Genomic DNA, 24,159 nt, shown 5'->3' on the forward strand with positions numbered 1-24,159 from the left:
CCAGGGGTTGCCGGGCGAGGGGCCCGGTCCTGTGCCAACGTGACCAGACGTGACGCGTACCGCCCCGCTCGAGCCGGCCACCCGCTGGCGACCCCACCCCCTGGACCTGGTGGCGGTCGTCCTCGCCGGGCTCGGCGCGGCCTGCGCGCTGAGCGGGCTGCTGCCGCGCGCGGAGACGACCGCCACCCTGCACCGGATCCTGCCGCTGCTGCTCTTCCTCGGCACCGTGATCGTGCTCGCCGAGCTGACCGCCGTGGCCGGCGTCTTCGACGTGCTCGCCAGCCGGTTGGCGATCGTCTCCCGAGGCAGTTGGGCGGCGCTGTTCCTGCTCTGCGGCGGCCTGGCGACGCTGACCACCCTGGTGCTCAACCTCGACACCACCGCCGTGCTGCTCACTCCGGTGCTGCTCGCGTTGGCCCGGACCCTGCGGGTGCCCGCCGCGCCACTCGCGGTCACCACCGTCTGGTTGGCGAACACCGCGAGCCTGCTGTTACCGGTCTCCAACCTGACCAACCTGCTGGCCGCCGACCGGGTCGGGCTCGCGCCGCTGACCTACGCGAGCCGGATGGCGCTGCCGCAGGTCGCCGCCGTGGCGGTCACCATGGCGCTGCTGTGGTTCGGGTGGTGGCGGCGGGACCGGCCGGCCGGCGGGCGCTTCGTCCCACCGGCCCGGCACGTGCCGGCCGACCCGGTGCTGCACCGCACCGCGCTCGCCGGCTGCCTGATCTTCGTCGCCGGCATCCTCGCCGGCGTGGAGATCGGGCTCGCCTCCACCGTCGCGCTCGCGCTGGTGCTGGTCGGGTTCGTCGTGCGGTCCCCGGCCACGCTGCGCCCCGGGCTGGTCCCGCTGCGTCTGCTGCTCTTCGTCACCGGCCTCTTCCTGGTGGTGCAGACCGTCGGCCGGCACGGACTCGACGACCTGGTCGGCTACCTGCTCGGCGCCCACGGCGGCACGCTGGGCGCGCTGCGCGCCGGGGGCACCGGCGCCCTGCTGGCCAACGCGGTGAACAACCTGCCCGCCTACCTGGCCGGCGAGTCGGTCCTGCCGACGGTGGACCACACCCGCCTGCTGGCCCTGTTGATCGGCACCAACGTCGGCCCGCTGGCGGCCCCCTGGGCGTCACTGGCCACCCTGCTGTGGTTCGAGCGGTGCCGGGCGGCCTGGGTGTCCGTGCCGGTGCGGCGCTTCGTGCTGACCAGCACGCTGCTCGCGGTCACCGGCACGCTCGCCGCCGTCGGCGCGCTCGTGCTGGTCAGCTGAGCGCTCAGGCCCGGCGCACGGCGAGTTGCAGCTCGGTGACGCCCTTCTCCGGGGCGTCCGCGCAGTACTCCAGGTACACCTCCCGGGCGTACCCGTCGGCGCGGTAGCCGTTCTCGTCGACCCACCGGGCGAGCGCCTGCATGCTCGGCTCCACGTCCTCCATCGCGCCCTCGTGGATGACCGTCGCGGCGGTCCGTACCGCCGGCAGGTCCACGACCGCGACGTCGGCGACGGCGTCCGCGCCGACCGCGACGGCCACCCCGGCGTGCACCAGCACCGCGTCCCCGTCATCGCCGGGAGCGGGCTCGTACCAGGCGAGCGCCGGGCCGGTCGGCGTGATCCCGGCGGCGTCCAGCCGTCGGAACAGCTCCGGGTAGAGCGGCTGGATCACCGGGCCGATGTCGTGGCCCTGGTAGCTGGGCGCGACCGCGGCGAGCGCCGCGACGCGGACCGGCGGAATCTCCTTGAGTACGACGTCCTGGGTGGTCATCCGACCCTCCGACTCGATCGTCCGGAGCCTCGCCTCCACGGCGGCCAGCCGGGCGGTGTCCGCCGCCACCTGCGCCGCCAACTGGTGCCGGCGCAACCGCAGCATGCCGCGCAGCTCGGTAACGTCGACGGCGTCGTCGACGATCGCGCGCACCTGCTCGAGGGTGAGACCCAGGCCCTTGAGGGCGATCACCCGGTTGAGCCGGCGCAGCTGGTCGGCGCGGTAGGAGCGGTACCCGGTGTGCGGGTCGACGCTGGCCGGCCGCAGTAGGCCGATGCTGTCGTAGTGGCGCAGCATCCGCACCGACACCCGGCCGAATCTGGCGAAGTCTCCGATGGTGAACATGGTTCCCCCAGGCTCGTCCCTGACACCGTGTCAGAGTCAAGCCCGCGGCGCACCGTCGCTCACCGGCGGGCGGGGCGGGGGCCGACCAGTCGGCGGACCATCGGAGCGGCGTTCCACCTCGCCGCGCCGACCAGGTCACGGGCGTGTTCCAGGACGGTGTAGTCGGGTCGGGTGGACCCGTCGACGATGGCCCGGTCCAGGTCGTTGCCGCAGCGGCGGAGCACGCTGTCGAAGTCCCGACGGACCGGCTCCTGCAGGTCGTAGCCGAACGAGCGGTGCAGCCGCGCGAACAGCGGCTTGTACAGCCGGACCCGCTCGTGCAGGCCGGACGAGTACGACATCGGGTTCTTGCGGCGGCGGACGATGTAGTCGGGCAGCACGTCCGCGAACGCCCGCCGGACGATCCACTTCTCCTGTCCGGCGCGCAGCTTCAACTCCAGCGGCAGTCGCATCGCCAGCTCCACCACGCTGAGGTCGAGGAACGGCACGCGGGCCTCCACACCGTGTCCCATGGCCGTCCGGTCGACCCGTTGCAACTCGGTACGGCACAGGTTGCGGATCCGGTGCAGGAACAGCCGGCGGGCGGCGGCGGGGCCGACCTGGTGGTACATCGGGTACCCGCCGAACAGCTCGTCGGAGCCGTCGCCGGTGAGCACCACCTTGACGCCCAGGTCGCGTAGCCGCCGGAAGATCGGCACCGAGACGACGGCGTTGATGATGTCGCCGTACTCGGTCAACTCGGCGATCCGGATCGCCTCCCGGACGTCGGCGAGCCGGATGTCGCGCGGACGCAGCTCGACGACGACGTGCGGCACGTCGAGGTCGGCGGCGAGCCGCCGGGCGTACGCCACGTCCGGGCTGTCCGCCACGCCGACAGTCACCGCGACGCAGTCCGGGTGGATGTCGCGCACCTGGCGCAGGATCACCGAGCTGTCCAGACCGCCGGAGAGCACCACCCCGACGGTCAGGTCGGTCTCCACCCGCATCCGGATCGCGTCGCTGAGCGCGGCACGGACCAGCAACGCGGCCTCGTCCGGGTCGTCGACGACCGGCAGACCTTCGCCGATGGTGAGCAGGTCGACGTACGGGCCCAGCCGCACCGGCCCCTCGGCCCGCGCCCAGCCGTGGTGCCCCGGTGGCACCTCGACGATCGGCGCGCCGTGCCCGACCAGCGCCTTGACCTCGGAGGCGAGGTGCAGGCATCCCGGCCGGCGGGACCAGTACAGCGGTTTCACCCCGAGCGGGTCGCGGGCCAGGTAGGCCCGGCCGGTGGCCCGTTCGCCGACGACGAAGGCGTACTCGCCGCGCAGCCGGTTCACCGCCGCCTCGCCCCACCGCTCGAACGCGGCGAGCAGCACCTCGGTGTCGCCGTCGGTCCGGAAGACGTGCCCCAGGCGGGTCAGCTGCGCCCGCAGTTCGCGGTAGTTGAAGATCTCGCCGTTGAAGCAGAGCAGCCAGCGTTCGTCGGTCGACGTCCACGGCTGCACCGCCCGTTCCCGGTCGACGACCCGCAGCCGGCGGGTGCCGGCGAGCAGTCCGGTCTCGGAACGGGTCTCCGTCACCTCGCCGCGTGGGGCGAGGGCGGCGAGCATCCGCCGGAAGGTGGCCGGGTCGGCCTCGGGGCCGATGCTCAACGCGATGCCGCACATCGGCTCAGATCCCCATCTCGGCCTCGTACGCGCGCCGGAAACGCCGTCGGGCGCCGGGCGCGAGGCACAGGTGCCAGGCCTGCCCCTCGTCGATCACGTTGATCTCCCCGGACTCCTGCCGGGCCAGCAGCAGGTCGGCGAGGGTGTCGCGGGCGCCGAAACGCGCGAACCAGGCCAGCTCGACGTCGACCGAGTAGCCGAGGCAGTGCCCGCTGGGCAGCATCGCCGCGTACCCCAGGCGGCGCAGCCGGTACTGGTGCTCGGCGCTGCGGACCAGGCTGGTCACCCAGAGCGGCGGGGTGGCCGGCGGCGCGGCGGCGGCGAACTCCCGCCCGATGTCGTTGAGCAACGCCACGACCTCGCGCCGGGCGCGGCGGAACAGCAGCCCGGCGGTGTGCGGGGTGGCGTCCGGGCGGAGCCGGCGACGCAGCCCACGCGCGGCGCGGCCCAGCACCGTGGCGGGCTGCTCCTGGTAGCGGAAGCGCAGCAGGTCGCGCCGGCGCAGCCATTCCAGGTCGACCAGCTCCGCGCTGCCGTTGACCTGGTCGTCGGTGACGAACGTCGGCGCGTCCTGCCACCACAGCACGTCGATCCGGGAGAGCAGGTAGATCCGGACCAGCGCGGTCAGGTCCCGGGCCGAGGTGCGCTCGTTCGGTTGGTAGCGGGCCATCTCCAGCAGCAGCGTCTCGCGCGCGCCGAGCAGGCCCTGCGGCGTGGCGTCGAGCACCGCGGCCAGCGCCGGCTCCCGCAGCCGTTCGTCGATGAGCATCTGCCGGGCCCGGGTGCTCGGCGCGTCGGCGAGGGCGCCGACCTCGACCAGCAGCTCGGCGACGGCGGCCCGGTAGGCGGCCAGGTCCGGCGCGGTGGCGGGCATACGGCGGGCAGCGGTGCCGGAGGGCCGGCGGCGGGCCGGCGCGGTGGGTGACGGGGGCGAACCGGGCTGCTGTCCCGGGCTGCGGCTGGGCACTCGCATGACGGGGTCCCTTCTCCGGTCACGACATGGGGTGGTTCGCCCTGTAACACACCGTAATCGCCGGGACCGGAGCCGACCGAACAATCCTCCTATCTACCCCGAAGGGAGCGAACCGTCCGGTTGACGCCGGGTACGCAGGCGCGGCCGAGCACCCCAGCCGGGCAGCCGTGCGCGCCGGCCCAGTCAGGTGATCCACTCGGGTTTCGTGAAGTCGGGCCCTCCGGCTTACGGGATGGCCCAGTTTTCCCGGAAGCCGAGTCGATCACGTCGTTGTGCGGGTGGCTCGTGTCTGGGCGTCGTCAACAATCAACCCCACTCTCGATCGAGCCGGGCGGGACCGTCCTGGTCGACACGGGTCAGCGGGGTCACGGTTCGGCCTGTGCCGTCGTAGCTGCGGGCGCTGTCGAAGTCGCCAACGGGGCGCTGCCCACCGGTGACGGCCCGGGCCAGCCGGAGGTCCGCGTCGCGGAACCGCAGGGCCAGGCTCAGGTGCGGCACCCAGACGCCCGGCGCGTGCCACGGGCGGTGTCCCTCGGCCCCGGCGAGGACGTCCCACACGGCGGCGTGCAGCGAGGTCAGCTCCGGTGTGGGTCGCACCAGCCAGACCAGCGGCGCGCTGCCGTCGAGGACGACGACCCGGTCGAGGGTGACCGGCACCGGCAGCGCGGCGTCGAACAGCTCGGCCAGGCGGTGCTCGACCCCGGGAGGGAGGTCGTCGACGGCCGCGAGGGTGAGGTGCGGGCGGTTGGTCGGGTGGACGTTGCGGGCCAGGCTGGGCAACCCGACGGCGGCCAGACGGCTCCAGACCGCCCGGACCGCGACCTCCAGGCCGGGCGAGCACACCAGTTCCACGGTACGCACGGCTCCACGCTATCGGGACCGCCGTCAGAGCCAGCCGTTGTCCCGGGCGGTACGGACCGCCTCGGCCCGGTCCGTCGCGCCGAGCTTCTGCACGGCGGCGGAGAGATGGTTGCGCACGGTGCCGGCCGACAGGTGCACCCGCCGGGCGATCACCGCGACCGGTGCCCCCAACTCGGCCAGCCGCAGCGTCTCCAGTTCCCGTGGGGTGAGCGGGCACGGGGGCAGGGACAGCGCGTCGGCGGCCAGCGACGGGTCCACGTAGCGGCCGCCGGCGTGCACCCGGCGGATCACGTCGGCGAGCGCCCCGCCGGGCGAACCCTTCGGCAGGAACCCTCGGGCGCCGGCGGTCAGCGCCTGACGCAGGTGGCCGGGACGACCGTGTCCGGTCAGCACGACCACCGCGCACCCGGGTCGGACCCGGGTCAGCTCGGCGGCGACCGCGATGCCGTCCAGACCGGGCATCTCCAGGTCCACCACCGCCACGTCCGGGCGGTGCGCCAGCGTCGCGCTGACCGCCGCCGGCCCGTCCGCCGCGTGGGCCACCACCTCGATGTCCGGCTCCAGGTCGAGCAGCGCGGCGACGGCGACCCGGATCAGGTCCTCGTCGTCGGCGAGCAGGACGCGGATCACGACGCCACCGGCACGGTGGCCTCGAGGGTGAAGACCGCGCCCTCGCGGCGCACCCGCAGCTCGCCACCGGCAACGGCGAGCCGGTCGGCCAGCCCGCGCAGACCGTGACTGTGCGCGTCGGGGTCGCCGCCGTCGGCGCCGTCGTTGGCGACAGTCATCCTGGCCACGTCGTCCTCCCGCTCGATGCGGATCCGGCACCAGTCGGCCCGGCTGTGCCGCAGCACGTTGGTGCCGGCCTCACGCACCACCGCCGCCAACTCGATCGCGGCGCTCTGCGGCAGGTCCGGTGGTGGCGGCAGGACGATGCACCGCACCCCGCAGGAGCGCAGCACCCCCGCCACCGCGGCGAGCTGCTCGTCGAGGTCGACAACCCGGTAGCCGTGCACGGTCTCCCGTACCTCAGTCAGCGCGGACGCGGCCAACCGTTGCGCCTCGGCGGCTTCCCGCCCGGCCCGCTCCGAATCGACAGGGGCGAGCCGGGCAGCGAGTTCGGCCTTCAACGCGATCACCGTGAGGCTGTGCCCCAGCACGTCGTGCACGTCCCGGGCGAAGCGCAGCCGTTCCTCGACCGCGACCAGCCTGGCCTGCGCGGCCTGACCCTGCCGGGCCTCCACCAACAAGTCCCAGAACCAGACCTGGAACCCGTTGACGGCCGCGACGGCCACGCCGATCCCACCGGTCACCGCGAGGTGACGCGGGACGGAACCGCCGGTCCACCAGGCCACCGACACCGACACCAGCAACACACCGCCGGCCACCGCCAGCGCGGCCGGCAACCGCACCAGCAGTGGTGTCATGCCGATCAGCGCCGCACCGAGCCAGGCCCAGGTCGGCCACCTGCCGGCCGCCACCGGGCCCACCAGCGGCACGGTCAGCACCGCCACCGCGGCCAGGCCCCACTCGGCGCGACGCCGCCAATGCGGGTCGAGCCACGGCGTCACGGCCGCGTACAGCACAGCGGTCTGCGCGATCACGAAGCCGAGGATGCCGACCGCGCCGAGCACCACCCGGCCCCGGTCCGGCTCGCGGCTCAGGCCGACCGCCGGCAGGAGGACGCACGCACAGACACCGGTGGCCAGCGACACCAGCGTCGCCTGCCGGGCACGGCGCAGCCGGCGGTCCGCCCGGGGAGTCACCGCCTCGCTTGCCACGCACCGATCCTAGGACCGCCGCACGCCCGGTCCACCCTGCGGAACGTCACGGTTGGACCGTGCGGCCCGCACGGTTTTCCGATGACGGACGCGTCTGCCCCAGCACCGCCAGCACCGGCAGGGTCGAGGCATGGACAACACACGGATGTACGCGGACACCGCTCTCGCCGTACCGTCACCCGCGCCCCTGCCCACCGACCAGGCGGCGGCGCCCACCCGCGCGGCACGTCCCAGCAACAGACGACGGCTGCTGTGGCACCTCGGCGAGATGGCGCTGGCCATGGTCGCCGGGATGCTGCTGCTCGGCCCACTCTGCGACACGGTCGGCGGCGCGCTGGGGCTCGCCGCGGCGCTGGCCCGTCCGGACGTGGCCGCGCTGGTGATGGCCACCACCATGACCGTCGGGATGACGGTGTGGATGCGCTACCGGGCACACCGGTGGCGTGGGGTCGGCGAGATGGCCGCCGCGATGTACGTTCCGTTCCTGCTGCTGCTCGTACCCTATGAGGTTGGCCTTCTCGACGGTGACACGCTGCTGCTCGGCGGTCACCTGCTGATGGTCCCGGCGATGGTGCTGGTGGCGGTACGCCACCGGCACGAGACGCCGGCGGTGGTGCGCCGGCACCCGGCCGTGGTGGCGCTCGCCCGCCGCTGGCCCACCGGGCTGGCGCTGCTGATGACCGTCGACATGTGGGTGGACCCGAGGGTGCTCAGCCCGTGGACGATGCTGGTCCTGCCCGCCGGGTACCTGCTGATCGGCGTGGTCCGACGAACGCTGCGCGGGCCGGGCGTGCTCGCCACCCAACTCGTCGGTCTGGCCGTCTGGGTCACCGTGACGGTTGTCGCGGTCGCGACCGGTGGGCGGGTCGCCGCCTGGTTGGTGGCGGTGGGCTGGCTGGCGCACGCCCTGTGGGATCTCGTCCACCACCGTCGGAACGGGGTCGTGCCGCGCGCCTACGCCGAGTGGTGTGGGGTGCTCGACCTGACGCTCGCCGGGGGCATGATCCTGGCCATCCTGAGCGTCGACGCCTGAGGGGAACGGGGGCGCGCCGCTCTTGTGCCGGTCGGCGCAACGGCCCGGACGGCGTGATGAAAGGCTTGACCCATGAGTTCCGCACCCGCGCAGCACGACGCACCGACTGACGCCATCCCCGCCGACACCGACGAGGTGAGCGCGTTCACCGAGCTGGGGCTGCGCACCGAGCTGCTGGGCGCGCTCGCCAGCCTCGGCTACGAGGAGCCGACCCCGATCCAGCGGGAGGCGATCCCGCCGCTGCTCGCGGGTCGGGACCTGCTGGGCCAGGCGGCCACCGGCACCGGCAAGACGGCCGCGTTCGCGCTGCCGCTGCTCAACCTCATGGCGGCCCAGCGCCGGGGCGGCGACCCGGTCGCGCTGGTGCTGGTGCCGACCCGGGAGTTGGCGGTGCAGGTCTCCGAGGCGTTCCACCGCTACGGCAAGGACCTGGGCGCCCGGGTGCTGCCGATCTACGGTGGGCAGCCCATCGGGCGGCAGCTACGGGCGCTGGACGCCGGTGTCGACGTGGTGGTGGCCACCCCGGGCCGGGCGCTCGACCACATCGCCCGGGGCACCCTGCGCCTCGGTGGGCTGGCCACCGTCGTGCTCGACGAGGCGGACGAGATGCTCGACATGGGGTTCGCCGAGGACATCGAGGCGATCCTGGAGCACGCTCCGCAGCAGCGTCAGACGGTCCTCTTCTCGGCCACCATGCCCTCGCGCATCGACGGGATGGCCCGCCAGCACCTGCGGGAGCCGGTCCGGATCGAGATCGGCCGGGAGCAACCGGTCGCCGGCGAGGCGCCCCGGGTGCGGCAGAGCGCGTACATCGTGACGCGGGCGCACAAGCCGGCCGCGTTGGGCCGGGTGTTGGACGTGGAGTCCCCGACCGCCGCCATCGTGTTCTGTCGCAGCCGGGAGGAGGTCGACCGGCTCACCGAGACGATGAACGGCCGGGGCTACCGCTCGGAGGCGCTGCACGGCGGCATGAGCCAGGAGCAGCGTGACCGGGTCATGGGCCGGCTGCGGGCGGGCACCGCCGACCTGCTGGTGGCCACCGACGTGGCGGCCCGCGGGCTGGACGTCGAGCAGTTGACCCACGTCGTGAACTACGACGTGCCGTCCGCCCCGGAGTCGTACGTGCACCGGATCGGCCGGGTGGGCCGGGCCGGGCGCGAGGGGGTGGCGATCACCCTGGCCGAACCGCGCGAGCACCGGATGCTCAAGACCATCGAGCGGGTGACCGGCCAGCGAATCACCATCGACAAGATCCCCACCGTCGCCGACATGCGCACCCGCCGGCTGGAGCTGACCCAGGGCGCGCTGCGGGAGAGCCTGCTGGAGGACGACCTCGACCCGTACCGGGTGATCGTGGAGACGCTGACCGACGAGTTCGACCTGATGGAGGTCGCCCTCGCCGCCGTGAAGCTGGCCCACGAGGTGACGTCGCCGGGCTCCGACGACGAGGAGGAGATCCCGCAGGTACCGGTCCGCGGTCCGCGCGAGGGTCGGCCGGACACCGGCGGCCGGGGCGGCGACCGGCGCGGCGGGGGGCGGCCACGCTCGGGCGGCGGCAACACCGTGCAGGTCTTCGTCGGCCTGGGCCGGCGCGCCGGGGTGCGCCCGCAGGACCTGGTGGGCGCTATCACCGGCGAGACCGGGATCCGTGGTCGGGACATCGGCTCGATCGAGATCGCCGACCGGTTCTCGCTGGTGGAGGTGCCGCAGGGGGTGGCCGACGAGGTGATCTCCGGACTGCGCGGCAGCACGATCAAGGGCCGCAAGGCCACGGTGCGCCGCGACCGCGGACGCGACGAGCGCTGACGCGCCGCCGGCGACCGGGAGGCGCCCGGTCGCCGACGGCCCGGGTCAGAAGGCGTACGGGCCGAAGCGCCCCCACGCCACCACGGCGGCGAGCACGAGCAGCACGCTGCACATGATCACGCCCTGGGTCTCCAGCTGCCGCTCCTGGGGCGTCTCGCGCCTCGCCCGGTCGCGCAGGTGCACGAGGATGGCGCCGATCATGACGATGACCAGGCCGACGGCCGCGAGCGGGGTCAGCACCGTGGCGATGCCGGTGAGCGGGGGCAGCACCAACCCGATCGCACCCAGCACCTCGACCGCGCCAAGCGCCTTGACCTGTGACAACGGGACCGGGTCGACCCACTTCATCCGGTCGCGCAGCTTCTCCTTGGGCTGGGTCAGCTTGGCCAGACCGGCGCCGGCGAAGATGACGGCGAGCAGGATCTGAATGATCCAGAGCACCAGGTTCACGGGCTTCCTCCAGGGGCGTCCGCCTCGCGGCGGAAAGATCGTTGAAGGTTCACGCGAACAGTAGCCGCTATGGGCGTACGTCAATGACCCCCGCCGTCCGGCGGGACGGCGGGGGTCATTGGTTCGGGGCGTCAGGCGGTGGCGAGAGCCGGACCGTCGAGCGCCTCGACGTCGGCCGGGCGCAGCGCCAGGGCGAGCACGTCGGCCACGTCGGCCAGGGTGTGCACGGTCAGCGCCGCGCGCACCTCGTCCGGCAGGTCGTCCAGGTCCGGCTCGTTGCGGGCCGGGATGATGACCTCGGTGAGGCCGGCCCGGTGCGCGGCGAGCAGCTTCTGCTTCACCCCGCCGATCGGCAGCACCCGGCCGGACAGGGTCACCTCGCCGGTCATCCCGAACTCGGGTCGGACCGGCCGACCGGTGACCAGCGACGCCAGGGCCGTGACCATGGTGATGCCGGCGCTCGGGCCGTCCTTGGGCACCGCGCCCGCCGGGAAGTGGACGTGGATCCGCCGCCCGGCCAGGGCGTTCGGGTCGATGCCGAACCGTCGCCCGTTCGAGCGCAGGTACGACAGGGCGATGTGCGCCGACTCCTTCATCACGTCACCGAGCTGACCGGTCAGGGTCAGCCCCGGCTCGCCCTCCATGCTCGTCGCCTCGATGAAGAGCACGTCCCCACCGGCGCCGGTCACGGCCAGGCCGGTCGCCACGCCGGGCACCGCGGTGCGCTCGGCCGACTCCGGGGTGAACTTCGGCCGCCCCAGGTAGCGGGCGAGGTTGTCGCGATCGACGCGGACCGGGGTCGGGTCGGTCGCCAGCTCCACCGCCACCTTGCGCAGGATCTTGGCCAGGCCGCGTTCGAGCTGCCGGACGCCGGCCTCCCGGGTGTACTCGCCGGCGATCAGCGCGAGCGCCCCGTCGGCGACGCCCACCTCGTCGGCGGTCAGCCCGGCCCGCTCCCGCTGCCGGGGCAGCAGGTGGTCGCGGGCGATGGCGACCTTCTCGTCCTCGGTGTACCCGTCCAGCATGACCAGCTCCATCCGGTCCAGCAGCGGGCCGGGGATGGACTCCACCACGTTGGCGGTGGCCAGGAAGAGCACGTCGGACAGGTCCAGGTCGACCTCCAGGTAGTGGTCCCGGAAGGTGTGGTTCTGGGCCGGGTCGAGCACCTCCAGCAGGGCGGCGGCCGGGTCGCCGGCGTAGCCGGCGGCCAGCTTGTCCACCTCGTCGAGGAGCACGACCGGGTTCATCGAACCGGCCTCGCGCAGGGCGCGGACGATCCGGCCGGGCAGGGCGCCCACGTAGGTGCGCCGGTGACCCCGGATCTCCGCCTCGTCCCGGACGCCGCCGAGCGAGACCCGGACGAAGTTGCGCCCGAGCGCCCGCGCCACGGACTCGCCGAGGCTGGTCTTGCCCACGCCGGGAGGGCCGGCGAGGGCGAGCACCGCGCCGGAGCCGCGACCGCCGACCACGCCGAGGTTGCGCTCGGCGCGCCGGTTGCGCACGGCCAGGTACTCCAGGATGCGGTCCTTCACGTCGGCCAGGCCGGCGTGGTCGGCGTCGAGCACCGCCCGGGCCGCGGCCAGGTCCGTGTTGTCCTGGGTACGCGTGCCCCACGGCATCTCGAGCACGGTGTCCAGCCAGGTGCGAATCCAACCCGCCTCCGGGGAGGCGTCACTGGCGCGCTCCAGCTTGCCGACCTCGCGCAGGGCCGCGTCGCGGACCTTCTCCGGCAGCTCGGCGGACTCCACCCGGGACCGGTAGTCGGCGGAGCCGTCCGGCTCGTCCTCGCCCAGCTCCTTACGGATCGCGGCGAGCTGCTGGCGCAGCAGGAACTCCCGCTGCGACTTCTCCAGCCCCTCGCGGACGTCGCTGTTGATCTGCTCGGTGACCTCCTGCTCGGCCAGGTAGTCCTTCACCCAGCCGACCAGCAGCTCCAGTCGGGAGGTGACGTCCGGCGCGGCGAGCAGTTCGGTCTTCTGCTCCAGCGTCAGCCAGGGCGCGTAACCGGCCGAGTCGGCCAGCTCGGAGAGGTCGGTCATCCGCTCCACCGCGTCGATGACCTGCCAGGCGCCGCGCTGTTGGAGCACGGAGGTCACCAGGGCGCGGTACTCGCGGGCGAGTTCGCGGGCCTTGCCGGCGTAGGCGGGTTCGTCGAGTTCGGTCGCCTCGACCCAGAGCGCGGCGCCGGGGCCGGGCACACCGGAACCGATCCGGGCCCGGGACAGGCCACGGATGACGGCGGCGGGCTCGCCCTCGGGGAGCCGGCCGACCTTCTCGATGGTGGCGATGACGCCGACCGGGCCGTACTCGCCGTCGATGCGCGGCACGGCCAGCAGCTTGCGGTCGCCGGTCGCGCGGGCCGCGTCGACAGCGGCCTGGGTTGTCGGGTCGAGGGTCACCGGAATGACCATGCCGGGCAGCAGCACGGCGTCCGTCAGGGGAAGTACCGGAAGAGTTGCCATCGAACACCTACCATCGCATTGGGTTGAGCGTGTCTGACTCAAGTAACAAAGCGTTCCCCTTGTTCCGCCCTGTGACCCAGACCACTCCCCCACAGCCCGGCGGGTCGCCCGCCGGCGCGGGCGACCCGCCGGGACCACCTCAGGTGAGCTTGCTCTTCACCGTGTTGACCACCGAGCCGGCCACGCCCGGGTTGGTGCCGTACAGCCGAGGGTCACCCGGGGGCAGCACCGGCTCCGGTGCGTTCGCGCGCGGAGCGTCGTCGTAGCGGAACTCGCCCTTGCCGTCCGGCGCGGGCCCGGACGCCCAGCGCCCCTCGGCGGCGTCGGTGCCGGACGAGAAGCCCAGGTAGGTGTAGCCGTACTCCTCGGTGAGGTCACCGGGGTCCGGGAACGCCTCGGGCACCGGCATGTCCTCCAGCCCGTCCTCCCTGAGCTGTTCGATCGCCGCCAGCCACATGTTCTGGTGCATGGTGTCGCGGGCCAGCAGGAAGCGCAGCATCTGCTTGACGCCCGGGTCGTCGGTCATGTGGAACAGGCGGGCGACCTGCAGCCGGCCCTGCGCCTCGGCTGTCACGTTCAGCTGGAAGTCGGCGAGCAGGTTCCCGCTCGCGGTGACGTACGCGCCGTTCCACGGCACCCCGCTGGAGTCGGCCGGCAACGCCCCGGCGCCGCCGTGGATGAAGTGCGCCGGGTTCGACCCGGCGTAGGTGGCCGCCCCGCCGGGATCCTCCGCGATGCCCTCCGACAGCGACAGCGGCGCGCTGTCCAGCAGGCGGGTGATCATCGTGCAGATCATCTCGACGTGACCCAACTCCTCGGTGCCGACGTCGAGCAGCAGATCCTTGTACTTGCCGGGCAGCCGGCAGTTCCAGCCCTGGAAGAGGTACTGGTTGGCGACTGTCATCTCGCCCCACTTGCCGCCCAGGACCTCCTGCAACCGGCGGGCGAAGGCGGCGTCCGGGCCGTCCGGTTTGGCCTCGAACTGTAGATCCTTGACATGACTGAACACGGGGCCTCCTACGGGCATCGACAACGGGTCGACACAGCTGTCCCCGTCCTGCTGACCCGGTGGGGTCAACCCCTGGCCCGCCCGGGTCAGCCCGTCGGGCGGACCACCGGAAAGAGCACCTCCACCGCGAGACCACGTGGCCGCAGCCGGTGCACCCGCAGCGTTCCGCCGTCGGCCGCGACGAGCCGCCGGACGATCCACAGGCCGAGCCCCGACATCCCGACCGCCGGCGCCGGGCGGCGCAGCGCGGCCAGCAGCGCGTCGTCCACCCGGCCCTCGTCGGTCACCAGGACGCTCAGATCGCCACCCCGCACCGTGGCGTAGAGGCCGACCTGGCCCTGCGGCGGGCCGTGCCGCAGCGCGTTCTCGACCAGGTTCACCAGCACCTGCCGGGTCCGCCCGGCGGGCACCGGGCAGGAGACCGCGCGCCGGGTGGCCCGCGCACGTCGGCGATCGACAGGCACCAGCGCGGCGGCCTCACGCAGGATGCCGGCGAGCGGCACCGACGGCTCCGGCCGCGGGGCCAGCATCAGCGCACCGGCGCCGGCGGTCGCGCCGCGCAGCAGACCCTGCAGGTGAACGGCCTGGTCCCGGGCCAGTTCGATGATCGCCCGCTGGTCGTCGCCGGTCAGGTCGCGGTGCCTGTCGGCCAGCGCGCAGGTCAGGGCGCTCAGGGTGCTGACCGGCGTCCGGAACTCGTGGCAGAGCACCCGCAGCAACAGCTCGGAGTCGGCCGCCGACGGTCGCGCCTCACCGGGCACCGGCTCCATCCGGCGCGATCCGCGCAGCAGGCCCTGCAGACGGTGCCGCACGCGCATCCGCCGACTCCTCTCATTCGGGGCGTAGCCGCATAATCGGTACCCGCTGGGGAACGGCGCAGACATGCCGGGAGCCTCCACCTTGCGCCTCGTCGTCGTGGACGATCACCCCCTCTTCGTCCGTGGCCTGGAGTTGCTGCTCCCGATCACCACCGACGGTCGCGCCCAGGTGGTCGCCTCGACGGGTGACGCCGCCGCGGCAGCGGCAGTGGTCACCCGCTGCCTGCCCGACCTGGTCCTGGTCGACCTGCACATGCCTGCCCCGGGTGGCATCCGGGCGGTCTCCGCGATCCGGCGGACCACCCCCCGGGTACGCGTGGTCGCGATGTCCGGCTCCACCGAACCGGCGCCGGCGCTGGAGGCGCTGCGCGCCGGCGCCGAGGGGTTCCTGCCGAAGACCAGTGAGCCGGAGGAGCTGCTGCCCCCGCTGCTGGCCGTCCTCGACGGCTGGGCGGTCCTTCCGGCCGCGCTGCTACGCGCCATGCTGCGGCCCACGCACGCCGCGGCGGTCGATCTGGACGGTGAGGAACGCCGGCTGCTGAGGGCGATCGCGGCCGGTCGGCACACCGTGGACATCGCCGAAGAACTGCACGTCTCGGAGCGGACAGTGAAACGGATGACCGCCGCCCTGCTGCGAAAGTTACGGGTTTCCAACCGGGCGGAGGCCGCCGCCGTGGCCGGTCACAGCGGCCTGCTCACCGAATGAGGTCGCTTCATCGCGCTGATTCGCCGTTTTGCTCGGTAACGAAATCGCGACGCGCGGCAGGAATGAACGCATATTGTTGCGGATTACCGGGGTGATAGGTCAGACTTTGGACACATCCCGCCGCACACAGGGAGTAATCGGCAATGGCGAGAAAAGTAATCACGGTCCTGACCGACGACCTCGACGGTGGGAAGGCCGACCGGACGGTGGAGTTCAGCCTCGACGGCGTGTCCTACACGATCGACGTATCGGACGAGAATGCCGGTGTCCTGCGCAAGGCGCTGGACCCGTACATCAATGCGGGCCGGCGGATCGGACGCGGCCCGGTGGAGAGCGCCCGCTCGCTGCGACGGCCGGGGCGACCCGGCGGCGCCGGAATGGATCGGGAGCAGAACCGGGCCATCCGGGAATGGGCCGTCAAGAACGGCTACAAAATCTCCGAGCGGGGCCGGATCCCGGTCGAGGTCGTCGAGGCGTACAAGAGCCGCTGACAGCGCGGAACGACGAGGGGTCCCGCCGGAGACGGCGGGACCCCTCGTCGCGTCGGCACCCGCTGACGACGCGGCGGTCGGCCACCCGGACGAGCCCGGGTGACCGACCGCCGTCGTGCGGATGGGTCAGTTGACGTCGATGCGCACCGAGTCGAAGGCGGGGGTCTGGTTGGCCCGCTCCATCATCGGCAGTCGGTGCGACCCGTCACCGGCCCACACCGAGCACTGGGCGGTCCCGGACTCCGGCAGACCCGGCACCTGGATGGTCACCTCGTCGGGCTGGGCCGAACCGCGACCGTCCTCGGTGGCCACGAAGAACGCGGGCACCTCCTGCGGCTCCGGCGGCGCGGTCAGGCTGTCCAGCATCCGGCAGGCGGTGTGGAAGTGACCACGAACCAGGCCCTGGTCGTTGAGCAGCGAGCTCTCCACGTAGTAGCCGCCCTGACCGGCGGGCAGGAACCGGTCCCGGACCAGGTTGCGGGTGCTGACCCGAAGGGTGAAGGGCTGGTTCTGGCCGACCTGCTCGGGGAACTGGGTGATCAGCAGGGACGGGTTGTTGGCCGCCGCGCCCACCTCGCCGAACTCGGTGCTCACACAGCGGTTGCCGTTCTGGAAACCGTCGTGCGGCTGGAGGCGGCTCTCGTCACAGTCATTGGCCAGCACGCCGAGCCCGGAGCCGGGCGCGGTCCCGCCGTTGTTTCCACCGTTGTTGCCGCCGCCAGGGGTGGTGGTGGGGCTGGTGGTGCCGCCACCGTTGTTGCCGCCGGTCGGCCGCACCTGGCACTCGGCCAGCTGCGCGAGACCCTGCGGACGGGGGCCGACCCGGTCGATGGCGGTGGTGATCCGGTCCAGCACGGCGCGCCGCTTGCCGGCCAACGGCTGCAGGATCGCGTTGCGGATGAACGCGTCACCCTTGTTGCCCTCGGCGGCGAGTCGGCGGTCCGCCTCGGCGATCTGGGCCTGCAACTGCGCGAGATTGCGGTCCACCTCGGCCCGCGCCCGCTCCGGCACCTGCGGCAACTGGGCCGCCACGTCCGGGCAGGCGATGGCGGTGCCGGTACCGACGGTGCCGTCCCTGCCGTCCTCACACTCGGGGACCGACTGCTGCCCGTCACCCCAGTGGTTACGCACCCACCGACCGTTCTGCCAGGTCCGGCTGGTCGAACCGCCGCCGCTCGGCGCGGTGGCGCCCGGGCTCGGTTCCACGCACTGCCCAGCGGCCGGACGTGGCTTATTGGTCCGCCGGTCCTGGGCCGACGAAATCTGGGTCACGGCGACAACTCCGCCGAAGACAGCGAGCGTGCCGACAACTGCCAGCAGACGCTTGCTCCGTGCGTTGCCGGATGACCGGCGCGCCCGTGTGGACCTGCGCATCGAATTGCTCTCCTTCTCGATCCGGTAGTGGATTCCTGCCCTCGGCGGACCGACGGATGTGAGATGGCATGCCGCGATGGCACCCCACCAAGACGTACCCGGTAATGCGTCGATGGCCGACGATGCCCTTTCCGCACCGTCTCCCGCGTCCGGCCGGACGCGGATGGTGAGATCCTGTTCATTCGCGCAGGAGTACGGGCCGGCGACGGGGAAGGTTCAACCGACTCACAGGAAATTGCCGCGATCCCGCGCGGCGCCGGTGTGCGGTGGTCTTCAGCAGGTGAAACGGACGCCGGTCAGTCGGCGCAGAGGTGGTCGAAGGCGAATCCGCCCACCAGTTCGTCACGGCGCCGACCCAGGTCGGCGATCTGCGCCGTCAACTCGGCGCGCGGCAACAGGTCCCCGGTCACCGACCCGCGCAACCGCTCGCCGACGGCGACCGTGGCGAGGTCCTCGGCCAGCCGGGCGGCGTCGATGCCGCACGAGAAGCGCTGCTCCGTCACCGAGACCCGCTCGACGAGGCACGCGTCGGGGCGTACCTGCGCCCAACTCCACCCCTGCGCCGGCCCGTCCGCCCACCGCACGTGTAGGCCGCGCACGATCGGGTCACTGATCCGTCCGGCGACGTACGCCTCGACCGCCGCCGCGCGAGCCAGCGCGCCGAGATCGTTGACCGGCCCGGTGCGACCGTCCGGCAGTCGACCGAGGATGTCCCGGAAGCCCACCGGCGCCGGGTCCTCGCCGGCGCCGCCGGCGGCGTAGGCGCGCGCGTCGAGGACGTACTCCACCAGCCGGCGGCCGTGCTCGGCGGCCCGCAGGGCCGACGAGCCGATCCGCAGCACGGGCAGGCCGACGGCCGCGCCCACCGCGTCGGTCAGTCGCTGCACCCGCTGCTCGGCCGAGCCGGGGGCCGGAACCGGACCGATCTGCACGGCGACGACGGGCCGACCGGTGTCGGCGGCGTAGACCACGACGTCGAAGGTGGCGCGGCTGGCCGAACTCCACTGGCTGCCGGTGACACCCGGCGGTCGGCCCTGGACCAGGTCACTGAGCCGGCGGGCCGCGACGACCCGGTGGCCGGCGCGTTCCAGCGGGGCGTCGCGCCCCGCGTCGGCGGGCGCCGCCCGCAGCCAGCCGCGGCCGTCGCTGCCGGTGCTCGTCATCTGCCTGATCCATCCGCCGGTCGGTGAGCCGGGCCGAGTCTAGGTGGTCGATCATGGGCCGCCGCGCTGGGGTGTGATCGATGTCACACTCAGCCGACGTTCCAGGGGTGGCCGCCGGGTGTATCCAGCGATCGCCGGTACCGGGCCGGCCCGGAGGTGACCATGTCGCGACAGCAGTTCGGCTTTCTCGCCGGGTTCCTCGCCGTGGCGGTCTGGGCGCTCGCCGGCGTCGGCGTCGCCGCCCTCGCCGTGCTCGCCGGCCTGCTCGGCTGGCTGGTCGTCCGGGTGCTCGACGGCGACCTCGCGGTGACCGGCCTCGGCGACCGTCGCGCCGACCCGCGGCGACGCCGATGACCACCCGACCGTCCACCGGGACGGGGCCCGGCCCGGCCGCCCCGACGACCGGTTCGCGACGAGACCCGCCCGACGCGGTTGACGTCGCACGGATCGCGGCCCGCGCGGCGAGCCTCGTGCCGGGCGTGTCCGTCGTCCGTCCGGCGGCGGTCCGCGTGGACGACCGGACCGTCGGACTCGACCTGCACCTGATCACCTGGTACGGACACAGCGTGCCGACGATCGCCGAGACCGTCCGGACGGTGGTCGCCGAGCAGGTCGCCGCCGACACCGGCCTCACCGTGGCGGTGGTGACGGTCACCGTCGACGACCTGCTCGTCCCCGGCGTCGACGTCTCCGGCGCCCTGGGCGTCCGCCCCGAGGACGGGTGAGATGCGCAGCGTCAACCGGATCGCCACCGTGCTGCTGGCCGTCGCCGGGCTCGTCGGCGGGGCGCTGGTGGCCCTCCAGGCGCTGCTGCGCGCCCTGGACCGGCCGGCCCCCGTCGACACCGGCGGCTGGCTCGACGCGCTGACCGACACCCGGTGGCACGACCCGGTGGTGCGGGCGGTGGCCGGCGCGGGCCTGCTGGCCGGCCTGGTCATCCTGGTCGCCCAGCTACGCCGGTGGCGCCCGGTACGGCTGCGCGCCGACGACCGGGACGGCTGGCACCTGCACCGGCGCTGCGTGGAACGCCGGCTCGCCGACGCCGCCCGCGCGGTGCCGGGCGTCCGCCACGCCCGGGTCCAGGTCGGTCGGCGCGACGGCCGGTGGCAGCCCCGGGTCCGCGCGACGGGCGATCCGGCCGCCCGCGCGGAGGTCGAGTTCGCGGTACGGCGGGAACTGCACCGCCTGACCGCGCCGCGTCCCGGCCGGATCGACGTCCGGCTGCTGCCCTCGCGGCGGCCGGCATGACCAACGCCGGGCACCGCCTGCTGTGGACCGTCGTCGCGCTGCTGCTGGTGGCGGCCAGCGCGACGGCGCTGGCGGCCGGCGCCGGCACGCTGCCCGGCGTCGATCCCACCACGGCGCTGCTCAGCCCCGGGCTGGTCGCGCGATGGCGGACCAGCACCCCGTGGGGCACCCTGGCCGTCGGGGTCGCCGGAGCGCTCGTCGCCCTGGCCGGGCAGCGGCTGCTGGCCCGGGAGCTGCGGCGGCCCGGTGGCGCGCTGCGGGGCACGCTGAGCCGTCCCGGCCGGCGTCCGGGCCGGACCAGACTCGCCGCCGAGGTCCTCACCGACGCGCTGGTCCGCGACCTGACCGCCGATCCCGGTGTCCGTCGGGCACGCGTGGTGCTCACCGGCGCGCCACCGCACCCCGGCCTGTGGATCAGGGTGGACCTGACCGCCGACGCCCCGCCCGCCGGCGTTCGCGACCACGTGCGCGCGGCGGTTCGCCGGTTCGCCGCGACGACCGAGTGCCGGCCCGCCCACCTCGACGTGACAGCGCGCATCGAGCCCGGCCACCGGTGACCCGGGCGGCGACGACCCGGTCCGCCCGGCGCAACCGTGGGCTCAGCCGGCGGTCCGGCCGCGACGGGCGGACAGCACGCTGGCGCCGATGGCGACCACCAGGGTCAGCACCACCACCGCGAGGGTCAGCCACACCGGCAGCTTGCCCACCGGCGTCTCGGCGAGGATGAGTTTCAGCCCGGCGAAGGCCAGCAGCAGCGCGAGCCCGTACCGCAGGTAGCCGCCGAATCCCGGGCGGGCCGACGGCCGTCGGCAGCAGCCCTCCCCGGGGGGTCGAACGTCCCGAGCGGACGCGTCGGTGGGCCCTGCCGGGCCGGGGTGCCGGGAGCGTCCACTGGAGATGCCACCGGGAAGCGCGGTGCGACGCAGAGAAGGGACGTGGACACCATGACCGCGACGATCGACCGGGTCACCGCAGAGCAGACCACCGCGACGACCGAGACCCCCCGCCAGCGGGCCGTCCGGTACCTCCTGGCCGGCACCCGACTGGCGCTCGGCTGGATCTTCCTCTGGGCGTTCCTCGACAAGTTGTTCGGCCTCGGGATCGCCACCGAGTCGAAGAACGCCTGGATCAACGGGGGCAGCCCCACCCGGGGATTCCTGACCTTCGGCGTGCAGGGTCCGTTCACGGACCTCTACGCCGCGATCGCCGGCGCCACCTGGGCCGACTGGCTCTTCATGGCCGGCCTGGTCGGTATCGGTGTCGCCCTGCTGCTCGGCATCGGCGTACGGGTCGCCGCCGTCACCGGTGGGCTGCTGCTGGTCCTGATGTGGACCGCCGTGCTGCCTCCGGAGAACAACCCGGTCGTGGACGACCACCTGGTCTACACCGCCGTGCTGGCGGTTCTGGCGCTGGTCGACGCCGGAGACACCTGGGGCTTCGGTCGGGTGTGGGCGCGGGTGCCGATCGTGCGGCGGCTGCCCTGGCTCCGCTGACGCGTCGTACCTCCCCCCGGCGGGCGGCACCGGTCTCGGTGCCGCCCGCCGGGCCGTGTCGCGCCGCTGGTCGCCCACCCGCGGGACCCCGTCGCCGAGCGCGACCGGGTGGTGCCGCCGTCCATCGGTGAGGTGCGATCCGGCAGGATCGGGGGTGACCGGACACATCACCCGAACGGCAGGAGAACCCGCATGAGTCAGGCAGCAGGCGCCGGATCCGGCAAGCCCGAGGTCGGTCCGATCGAGGGCGCGCCGCCGGCGGACCTCGTGATCGAGGACATCACCGTGGGCGACGGCCCGCAGGCCGAGGCGGGTCAGCTGGTCAGCGTGCACTACGTCGGCGTCTCGCACTCCACCGGCGGCGAGTTCGACTCCTCCTGGAACCGGGGCCAGGCGTTCGAGTTCCCGCTCGGCGGCGGTCAGGTCATCGCCGGCTGGGACCGGGGCGTGGTCGGCATGCGCGTCGGTGGCCGGCGCCGCCTCACCATCCCGCCGCACCTGGGCTACGGCGACCGGGGCGCGGCGGGCGTGATCGCGCCCGGCGAGACCCTGATCTTCGTCGTCGACCTGCTCGGCGTGCGCTGACCTGTCACACGGGGGTCGCCGGCCAGGCCGGCGGCCCCGGTCAGGCGACCAGTTGCAGGTCCGCGGTCGGGCTGGCCGGCCGGTGGGCGGTCGCGCCGATCGGCCGGCGCGCGCTCTCGTCGGCCTGCGCCGACGTCAGGATCGGCATCACCCGGTGCAGCCCGGTGACCCGCAGCACCCGCGCCACCACCAGGCTCGGGTCGACCACCACCAACTCGCCACCGCAGGCCCGGACGCGCAGGTGCGCGGCGAGCAGGGTGCGCACGCCCGCCGCGGAGAGCAGTCGCAGCTCGGACAGCTCCAACCGGAGCACGCGGCGTGCCGGCGCGGACCACAGGGCGGACCGGAACGCCGCCACCGTGGCGATGTCGACCTCGCCGGCCACCCGCATGACGACCGTCTGGTCACCCACGCTGACCTGCACGTCGAGCCGACCGCTGCGCTCTTCCATGACCAGAAATCTAGCCGCCACCTGTGACATTTCCGCCGGTCGGCGGAGTGATTCCGGGTACGCCCAGGGTCATACCCCGAGGTGCGTCGTATCCGTCTCGGGGTGGAGCCGGCACGGCGCCCGGCCTCTGGCCGGCCGGGCTGAGGCGGGCCCGGGTCGACCGCGTACCGCCGGGACGAGGGCCGGCCCGCCTGGCGATGACGGGCCGGCCCCGAGCCGCGCGCGGCGTGTCTCAGCGACCGCTGACCGAGGGCGCCGGTACGGGTGAGCCACCGGCCACCGCGCCGGGGTGCGCCGGGGCGACCGGCGCGGGCTTGAGACCGGGCGGCACCGGCAGGGCGCTGCCCCGGACGAACTCGTCCCAGCTCACGTTCCACGCGGTCCAGCCGTTGCCCGGCTGCAACTCCACCTCGGTGCCCTTCACGGTGACCAGGTCGCCGACCTGCGTGACCCCCATCAACCAGTCGGCCGCGGCGGCGGAGACGTTGGCGCAGCCGTGCGAGACGTTGGTGTTGCCCTGGTCCCCCTCCGACCAGGGGGCGGAGTGGATGAACTCGCCACCCCAGGTGTAGCGCTGGGCGTCGTCGACGTCGACCACGTAACCGCCGTTCGGCTCACCTCGCGTGTCGAAGGTGGTCCGCTCGTGCTTCTCCATGATCACCATCTTGCCGCTGGAGCTGGGCGTGCTCGGCTTGCCGAGGCTCACCGGGATCCGGCGGATCTGCTTGCCGTCGCGCAGCACCGTCATCTGCTTGGTGGCGTTGTCGATCTCCAGCGAGACCTGCCGTCCGATGGTGGAGGTGGCGCTGTGCTCGGCATCGCCGATCTTGTCCTTGCCGATCGGCAGGCCCTTCAGACCGGCCCGGACGCTGATCGTGGTCCCCGGCTTCCAGAAATCGGGTGCCCGATAATAGACCTGGGTGCCGTCCTCGAGCCAGGACCAGGTGCCCGGTTGCGGCGGATTGGTCTTCACGAACAATCGTCGCTGCACATCCGCCCTGGCCTCTTTCGGGATTCCCGGGTCGAACGCCACCGTTACCGGCATCGCCGTGCCGTACGTCCGATTACCGTTGAAATAGAGGGTGCTGGTGATCTGCGGTTTGGTCGAGGTGGCCGCCGTGGTGAAGGTCGTGGTGCGGGTGGTCGTGGCACCCGAGTCACCGGTCGCCGTCACCTCGGCGGTGTAGGTCCGTCGCGGTTGCAGCGGCGCGCTCGGCACCCAGCCCGAGCCGTCCTCGCGCGGCTCGGCGCTGACCTGCTTGCCCTTGTCGTCGGTGAGGCGTACGCCGGTGACCCGCCCGCCCTTGACCACGGTGCCCACCTCGGCGCTGATCGGCACCTCCCGGGCCTTGTCCCCCGGTGTCACGACGAGCTCCGGCGCGGCGGCGTGCTTCTTGGCCGAGCCGGTCGCCGACCTCCCGTCGGCGGTGCACCCACCCAGGACGAGCGGCGCGGCCGCGATGGTTACCGCCAACAGCGTCAATCGCCGCCTAGACGTCATCTTGTGTCCCCCCGTTTTCGGCTTCCCCTCCGGCACATTCTCGCCCTTTTGGTGGGGGCACCCACGGCATTTCGCCAATAATCGTTGGCGCATTTATCCGCGCAATTTCCGACAATGTTCCGCTTGGCCGCCGGGAGGCTCGACCGACCTTGTCGCGTCCTTTGCTCTGCTTCTACGGAGGCGCCACCGGCTGTCCGGTTCACCGGGCC

25 protein-coding genes and 1 pseudogene are annotated in these 24,159 nt (G+C 73.4%); 11 read left to right on the forward strand and 15 right to left on the reverse strand.

All coding sequences use genetic code 11. From position 1 onward, the window contains the following. Positions 1 to 49: 49 nt before the first annotated feature. Entirely contained in the window at positions 50 to 1,261 is a 1,212-nt protein-coding gene (locus O7634_RS25935) for an SLC13 family permease (RefSeq protein WP_278152734.1), read from the forward strand. A gap of 4 nt (positions 1,262 to 1,265) precedes the next feature. Here O7634_RS25935 and O7634_RS25940 read toward each other — a convergent pair whose 3' ends face one another. The 6 genes from O7634_RS25940 to O7634_RS25965 all read right to left on the reverse strand — a co-directional run bounded on the left by O7634_RS25940 (position 1,266) and on the right by O7634_RS25965 (position 7,360). Then, positions 1,266 to 2,096, reverse strand: a complete 831-nt coding sequence (locus O7634_RS25940; RefSeq protein ID WP_278152735.1) for a MerR family transcriptional regulator — start codon at positions 2,094 to 2,096, stop codon at positions 1,266 to 1,268. 59 nt (positions 2,097 to 2,155) lie between these two features. Further along, positions 2,156 to 3,745: an asparagine synthase-related protein gene (locus O7634_RS25945; protein ID WP_278152736.1), complete on the reverse strand. Its 1,590-nt coding sequence runs from the start codon at positions 3,743 to 3,745 to the stop codon at positions 2,156 to 2,158. 4 nt (positions 3,746 to 3,749) lie between these two features. After that, positions 3,750 to 4,718 (reverse strand): DUF5715 family protein, encoded by a 969-nt coding sequence (locus O7634_RS25950; RefSeq protein WP_278152737.1) that lies wholly within the window; start codon positions 4,716 to 4,718, stop codon positions 3,750 to 3,752. Positions 4,719 to 5,024: 306 nt separating this feature from the next. Then, positions 5,025 to 5,579 (reverse strand): 2'-5' RNA ligase family protein, encoded by a 555-nt coding sequence (locus O7634_RS25955; RefSeq protein WP_278152738.1) that lies wholly within the window; start codon positions 5,577 to 5,579, stop codon positions 5,025 to 5,027. A gap of 24 nt (positions 5,580 to 5,603) precedes the next feature. Then, entirely contained in the window at positions 5,604 to 6,209 is a 606-nt protein-coding gene (locus O7634_RS25960; RefSeq protein ID WP_278152739.1) for a response regulator transcription factor, read from the reverse strand. Next, on the reverse strand, positions 6,206 to 7,360 hold the full coding sequence (locus O7634_RS25965) for a histidine kinase (RefSeq protein ID WP_278152740.1): 1,155 nt from the start codon (positions 7,358 to 7,360) through the stop codon (positions 6,206 to 6,208). Before O7634_RS25965 ends, O7634_RS25960 begins: the two co-directional genes overlap by 4 nt. A gap of 130 nt (positions 7,361 to 7,490) precedes the next feature. Between O7634_RS25965 and O7634_RS25970 the strand changes: the two genes are divergently transcribed. Beyond that, entirely contained in the window at positions 7,491 to 8,393 is a 903-nt protein-coding gene (locus O7634_RS25970; RefSeq protein WP_278152741.1) for a hypothetical protein, read from the forward strand. A 72-nt stretch (positions 8,394 to 8,465) separates the two neighbouring features. Next, positions 8,466 to 10,199, forward strand: coding sequence for a DEAD/DEAH box helicase (locus tag O7634_RS25975; RefSeq protein WP_278152742.1), 1,734 nt, complete (start codon positions 8,466 to 8,468; stop codon positions 10,197 to 10,199). Positions 10,200 to 10,244: 45 nt separating this feature from the next. Here O7634_RS25975 and O7634_RS25980 read toward each other — a convergent pair whose 3' ends face one another. The 4 genes from O7634_RS25980 to O7634_RS25995 form a co-directional block, all read right to left on the reverse strand. Next, on the reverse strand, positions 10,245 to 10,649 hold the full coding sequence (locus tag O7634_RS25980; RefSeq protein WP_278152743.1) for a DoxX family protein: 405 nt from the start codon (positions 10,647 to 10,649) through the stop codon (positions 10,245 to 10,247). A 131-nt stretch (positions 10,650 to 10,780) separates the two neighbouring features. After that, complete coding sequence (lon, locus tag O7634_RS25985) at positions 10,781 to 13,111, reverse strand: endopeptidase La (RefSeq protein ID WP_278152744.1); 2,331 nt, start codon at positions 13,109 to 13,111, stop codon at positions 10,781 to 10,783. A gap of 139 nt (positions 13,112 to 13,250) precedes the next feature. Continuing rightward, positions 13,251 to 14,120, reverse strand: a complete 870-nt coding sequence (locus O7634_RS25990; protein WP_278152745.1) for a manganese catalase family protein — start codon at positions 14,118 to 14,120, stop codon at positions 13,251 to 13,253. An 86-nt stretch (positions 14,121 to 14,206) separates the two neighbouring features. Next, positions 14,207 to 14,938, reverse strand: a complete 732-nt coding sequence (locus O7634_RS25995) for a HAMP domain-containing sensor histidine kinase (RefSeq protein ID WP_278152746.1) — start codon at positions 14,936 to 14,938, stop codon at positions 14,207 to 14,209. Positions 14,939 to 15,035: 97 nt separating this feature from the next. Between O7634_RS25995 and O7634_RS26000 the strand changes: the two genes are divergently transcribed. Together O7634_RS26000 and O7634_RS26005 are read left to right on the forward strand one after the other, a co-directional pair. Beyond that, positions 15,036 to 15,644, forward strand: coding sequence for a response regulator transcription factor (locus O7634_RS26000; protein WP_278152747.1), 609 nt, complete (start codon positions 15,036 to 15,038; stop codon positions 15,642 to 15,644). A gap of 143 nt (positions 15,645 to 15,787) precedes the next feature. Beyond that, positions 15,788 to 16,135 (forward strand): Lsr2 family protein, encoded by a 348-nt coding sequence (locus tag O7634_RS26005; protein WP_278152748.1) that lies wholly within the window; start codon positions 15,788 to 15,790, stop codon positions 16,133 to 16,135. 126 nt (positions 16,136 to 16,261) lie between these two features. On the opposite strand, the gene O7634_RS26010 is transcribed toward O7634_RS26005, so the two are convergent. Both O7634_RS26010 and O7634_RS26015 read right to left on the reverse strand, forming a co-directional pair. Further along, entirely contained in the window at positions 16,262 to 17,509 is a 1,248-nt protein-coding gene (locus tag O7634_RS26010) for a hypothetical protein (RefSeq protein WP_278152749.1), read from the reverse strand. 296 nt (positions 17,510 to 17,805) lie between these two features. Further along, complete coding sequence (locus O7634_RS26015) at positions 17,806 to 18,672, reverse strand: hypothetical protein (protein WP_278152750.1); 867 nt, start codon at positions 18,670 to 18,672, stop codon at positions 17,806 to 17,808. Positions 18,673 to 18,834: 162 nt separating this feature from the next. Between O7634_RS26015 and O7634_RS26020 the strand changes: the two genes are divergently transcribed. The 4 genes from O7634_RS26020 (at position 18,835) to O7634_RS26035 (ending at position 20,477) form a co-directional block, all read left to right on the forward strand. Further along, positions 18,835 to 19,026, forward strand: coding sequence for a hypothetical protein (locus O7634_RS26020; RefSeq protein ID WP_278152751.1), 192 nt, complete (start codon positions 18,835 to 18,837; stop codon positions 19,024 to 19,026). 125 nt (positions 19,027 to 19,151) lie between these two features. Further along, the gene (locus tag O7634_RS26025) at positions 19,152 to 19,397 is read left to right on the forward strand and encodes an Asp23/Gls24 family envelope stress response protein (protein WP_278152752.1); all 246 of its coding nucleotides are present in this window, start codon (positions 19,152 to 19,154) and stop codon (positions 19,395 to 19,397) included. Between the two features lies 1 nt (position 19,398). Further along, positions 19,399 to 19,920 (forward strand): DUF6286 domain-containing protein, encoded by a 522-nt coding sequence (locus O7634_RS26030; protein WP_278152753.1) that lies wholly within the window; start codon positions 19,399 to 19,401, stop codon positions 19,918 to 19,920. Then, the gene (locus O7634_RS26035; protein WP_278152754.1) at positions 19,917 to 20,477 is read left to right on the forward strand and encodes a hypothetical protein; all 561 of its coding nucleotides are present in this window, start codon (positions 19,917 to 19,919) and stop codon (positions 20,475 to 20,477) included. The genes O7634_RS26030 and O7634_RS26035 overlap by 4 nt, the downstream gene beginning before the upstream one ends. Before the next feature lie 42 nt (positions 20,478 to 20,519). Here O7634_RS26035 and O7634_RS26040 read toward each other — a convergent pair. Beyond that, positions 20,520 to 20,696, reverse strand: a pseudogene (locus O7634_RS26040) (tellurium resistance protein TerC); the annotation flags it as partial. A gap of 159 nt (positions 20,697 to 20,855) precedes the next feature. On the opposite strand from O7634_RS26040, the gene O7634_RS26045 reads away from it, so the two are divergent. Continuing rightward, the gene (locus O7634_RS26045; RefSeq protein ID WP_278152755.1) at positions 20,856 to 21,413 is read left to right on the forward strand and encodes a DoxX family membrane protein; all 558 of its coding nucleotides are present in this window, start codon (positions 20,856 to 20,858) and stop codon (positions 21,411 to 21,413) included. Positions 21,414 to 21,605: 192 nt separating this feature from the next. Further along, positions 21,606 to 21,998 carry an FKBP-type peptidyl-prolyl cis-trans isomerase gene (locus tag O7634_RS26050; protein ID WP_278152756.1) on the forward strand — a complete coding sequence of 131 codons (393 nt, stop codon included), beginning with the start codon at positions 21,606 to 21,608 and terminating at the stop codon, positions 21,996 to 21,998. Between the two features lie 40 nt (positions 21,999 to 22,038). Here the strand turns inward: O7634_RS26050 and O7634_RS26055 are convergent, their stop codons facing one another. Then, entirely contained in the window at positions 22,039 to 22,449 is a 411-nt protein-coding gene (locus O7634_RS26055; protein ID WP_278152757.1) for an STAS domain-containing protein, read from the reverse strand. A gap of 232 nt (positions 22,450 to 22,681) precedes the next feature. Next, the gene (locus tag O7634_RS26060; protein ID WP_278152758.1) at positions 22,682 to 23,950 is read right to left on the reverse strand and encodes an Ig-like domain-containing protein; all 1,269 of its coding nucleotides are present in this window, start codon (positions 23,948 to 23,950) and stop codon (positions 22,682 to 22,684) included. Positions 23,951 to 24,159 lie beyond the last annotated feature (209 nt).

The organism is Micromonospora sp. WMMD1120 (assembly GCF_029626235.1).
In the GTDB taxonomy this organism is placed as follows: domain Bacteria; phylum Actinomycetota; class Actinomycetes; order Mycobacteriales; family Micromonosporaceae; genus Micromonospora.

What these genes read in the sequence shown, in the direction of transcription:
- O7634_RS25940 (WP_278152735.1), bottom strand. Translation starts at nt 2,096, where the DNA reads ATGTTCACCATCGGAGACTTCGCCAGATTCGGCCGGGTGTCGGTGCGG.
- O7634_RS25945 (WP_278152736.1), bottom strand. Translation starts at nt 3,745, where the DNA reads ATGTGCGGCATCGCGTTGAGCATCGGCCCCGAGGCCGACCCGGCCACC.
- O7634_RS25950 (WP_278152737.1), bottom strand. Translation starts at nt 4,718, where the DNA reads ATGCGAGTGCCCAGCCGCAGCCCGGGACAGCAGCCCGGTTCGCCCCCG.
- O7634_RS25970 (WP_278152741.1), top strand. Translation starts at nt 7,491, where the DNA reads ATGGACAACACACGGATGTACGCGGACACCGCTCTCGCCGTACCGTCA.
- O7634_RS25975 (WP_278152742.1), top strand. Translation starts at nt 8,466, where the DNA reads ATGAGTTCCGCACCCGCGCAGCACGACGCACCGACTGACGCCATCCCC.
- lon (WP_278152744.1), bottom strand. Translation starts at nt 13,111, where the DNA reads ATGGCAACTCTTCCGGTACTTCCCCTGACGGACGCCGTGCTGCTGCCC.
- O7634_RS25995 (WP_278152746.1), bottom strand. Translation starts at nt 14,938, where the DNA reads ATGCGCGTGCGGCACCGTCTGCAGGGCCTGCTGCGCGGATCGCGCCGG.
- O7634_RS26005 (WP_278152748.1), top strand. Translation starts at nt 15,788, where the DNA reads ATGGCGAGAAAAGTAATCACGGTCCTGACCGACGACCTCGACGGTGGG.
- O7634_RS26010 (WP_278152749.1), bottom strand. Translation starts at nt 17,509, where the DNA reads ATGCGCAGGTCCACACGGGCGCGCCGGTCATCCGGCAACGCACGGAGC.
- O7634_RS26015 (WP_278152750.1), bottom strand. Translation starts at nt 18,672, where the DNA reads ATGACGAGCACCGGCAGCGACGGCCGCGGCTGGCTGCGGGCGGCGCCC.
- O7634_RS26020 (WP_278152751.1), top strand. Translation starts at nt 18,835, where the DNA reads ATGTCGCGACAGCAGTTCGGCTTTCTCGCCGGGTTCCTCGCCGTGGCG.
- O7634_RS26030 (WP_278152753.1), top strand. Translation starts at nt 19,399, where the DNA reads ATGCGCAGCGTCAACCGGATCGCCACCGTGCTGCTGGCCGTCGCCGGG.
- O7634_RS26035 (WP_278152754.1), top strand. Translation starts at nt 19,917, where the DNA reads ATGACCAACGCCGGGCACCGCCTGCTGTGGACCGTCGTCGCGCTGCTG.
- O7634_RS26050 (WP_278152756.1), top strand. Translation starts at nt 21,606, where the DNA reads ATGAGTCAGGCAGCAGGCGCCGGATCCGGCAAGCCCGAGGTCGGTCCG.
- O7634_RS26055 (WP_278152757.1), bottom strand. Translation starts at nt 22,449, where the DNA reads ATGGAAGAGCGCAGCGGTCGGCTCGACGTGCAGGTCAGCGTGGGTGAC.
- O7634_RS26060 (WP_278152758.1), bottom strand. Translation starts at nt 23,950, where the DNA reads ATGACGTCTAGGCGGCGATTGACGCTGTTGGCGGTAACCATCGCGGCC.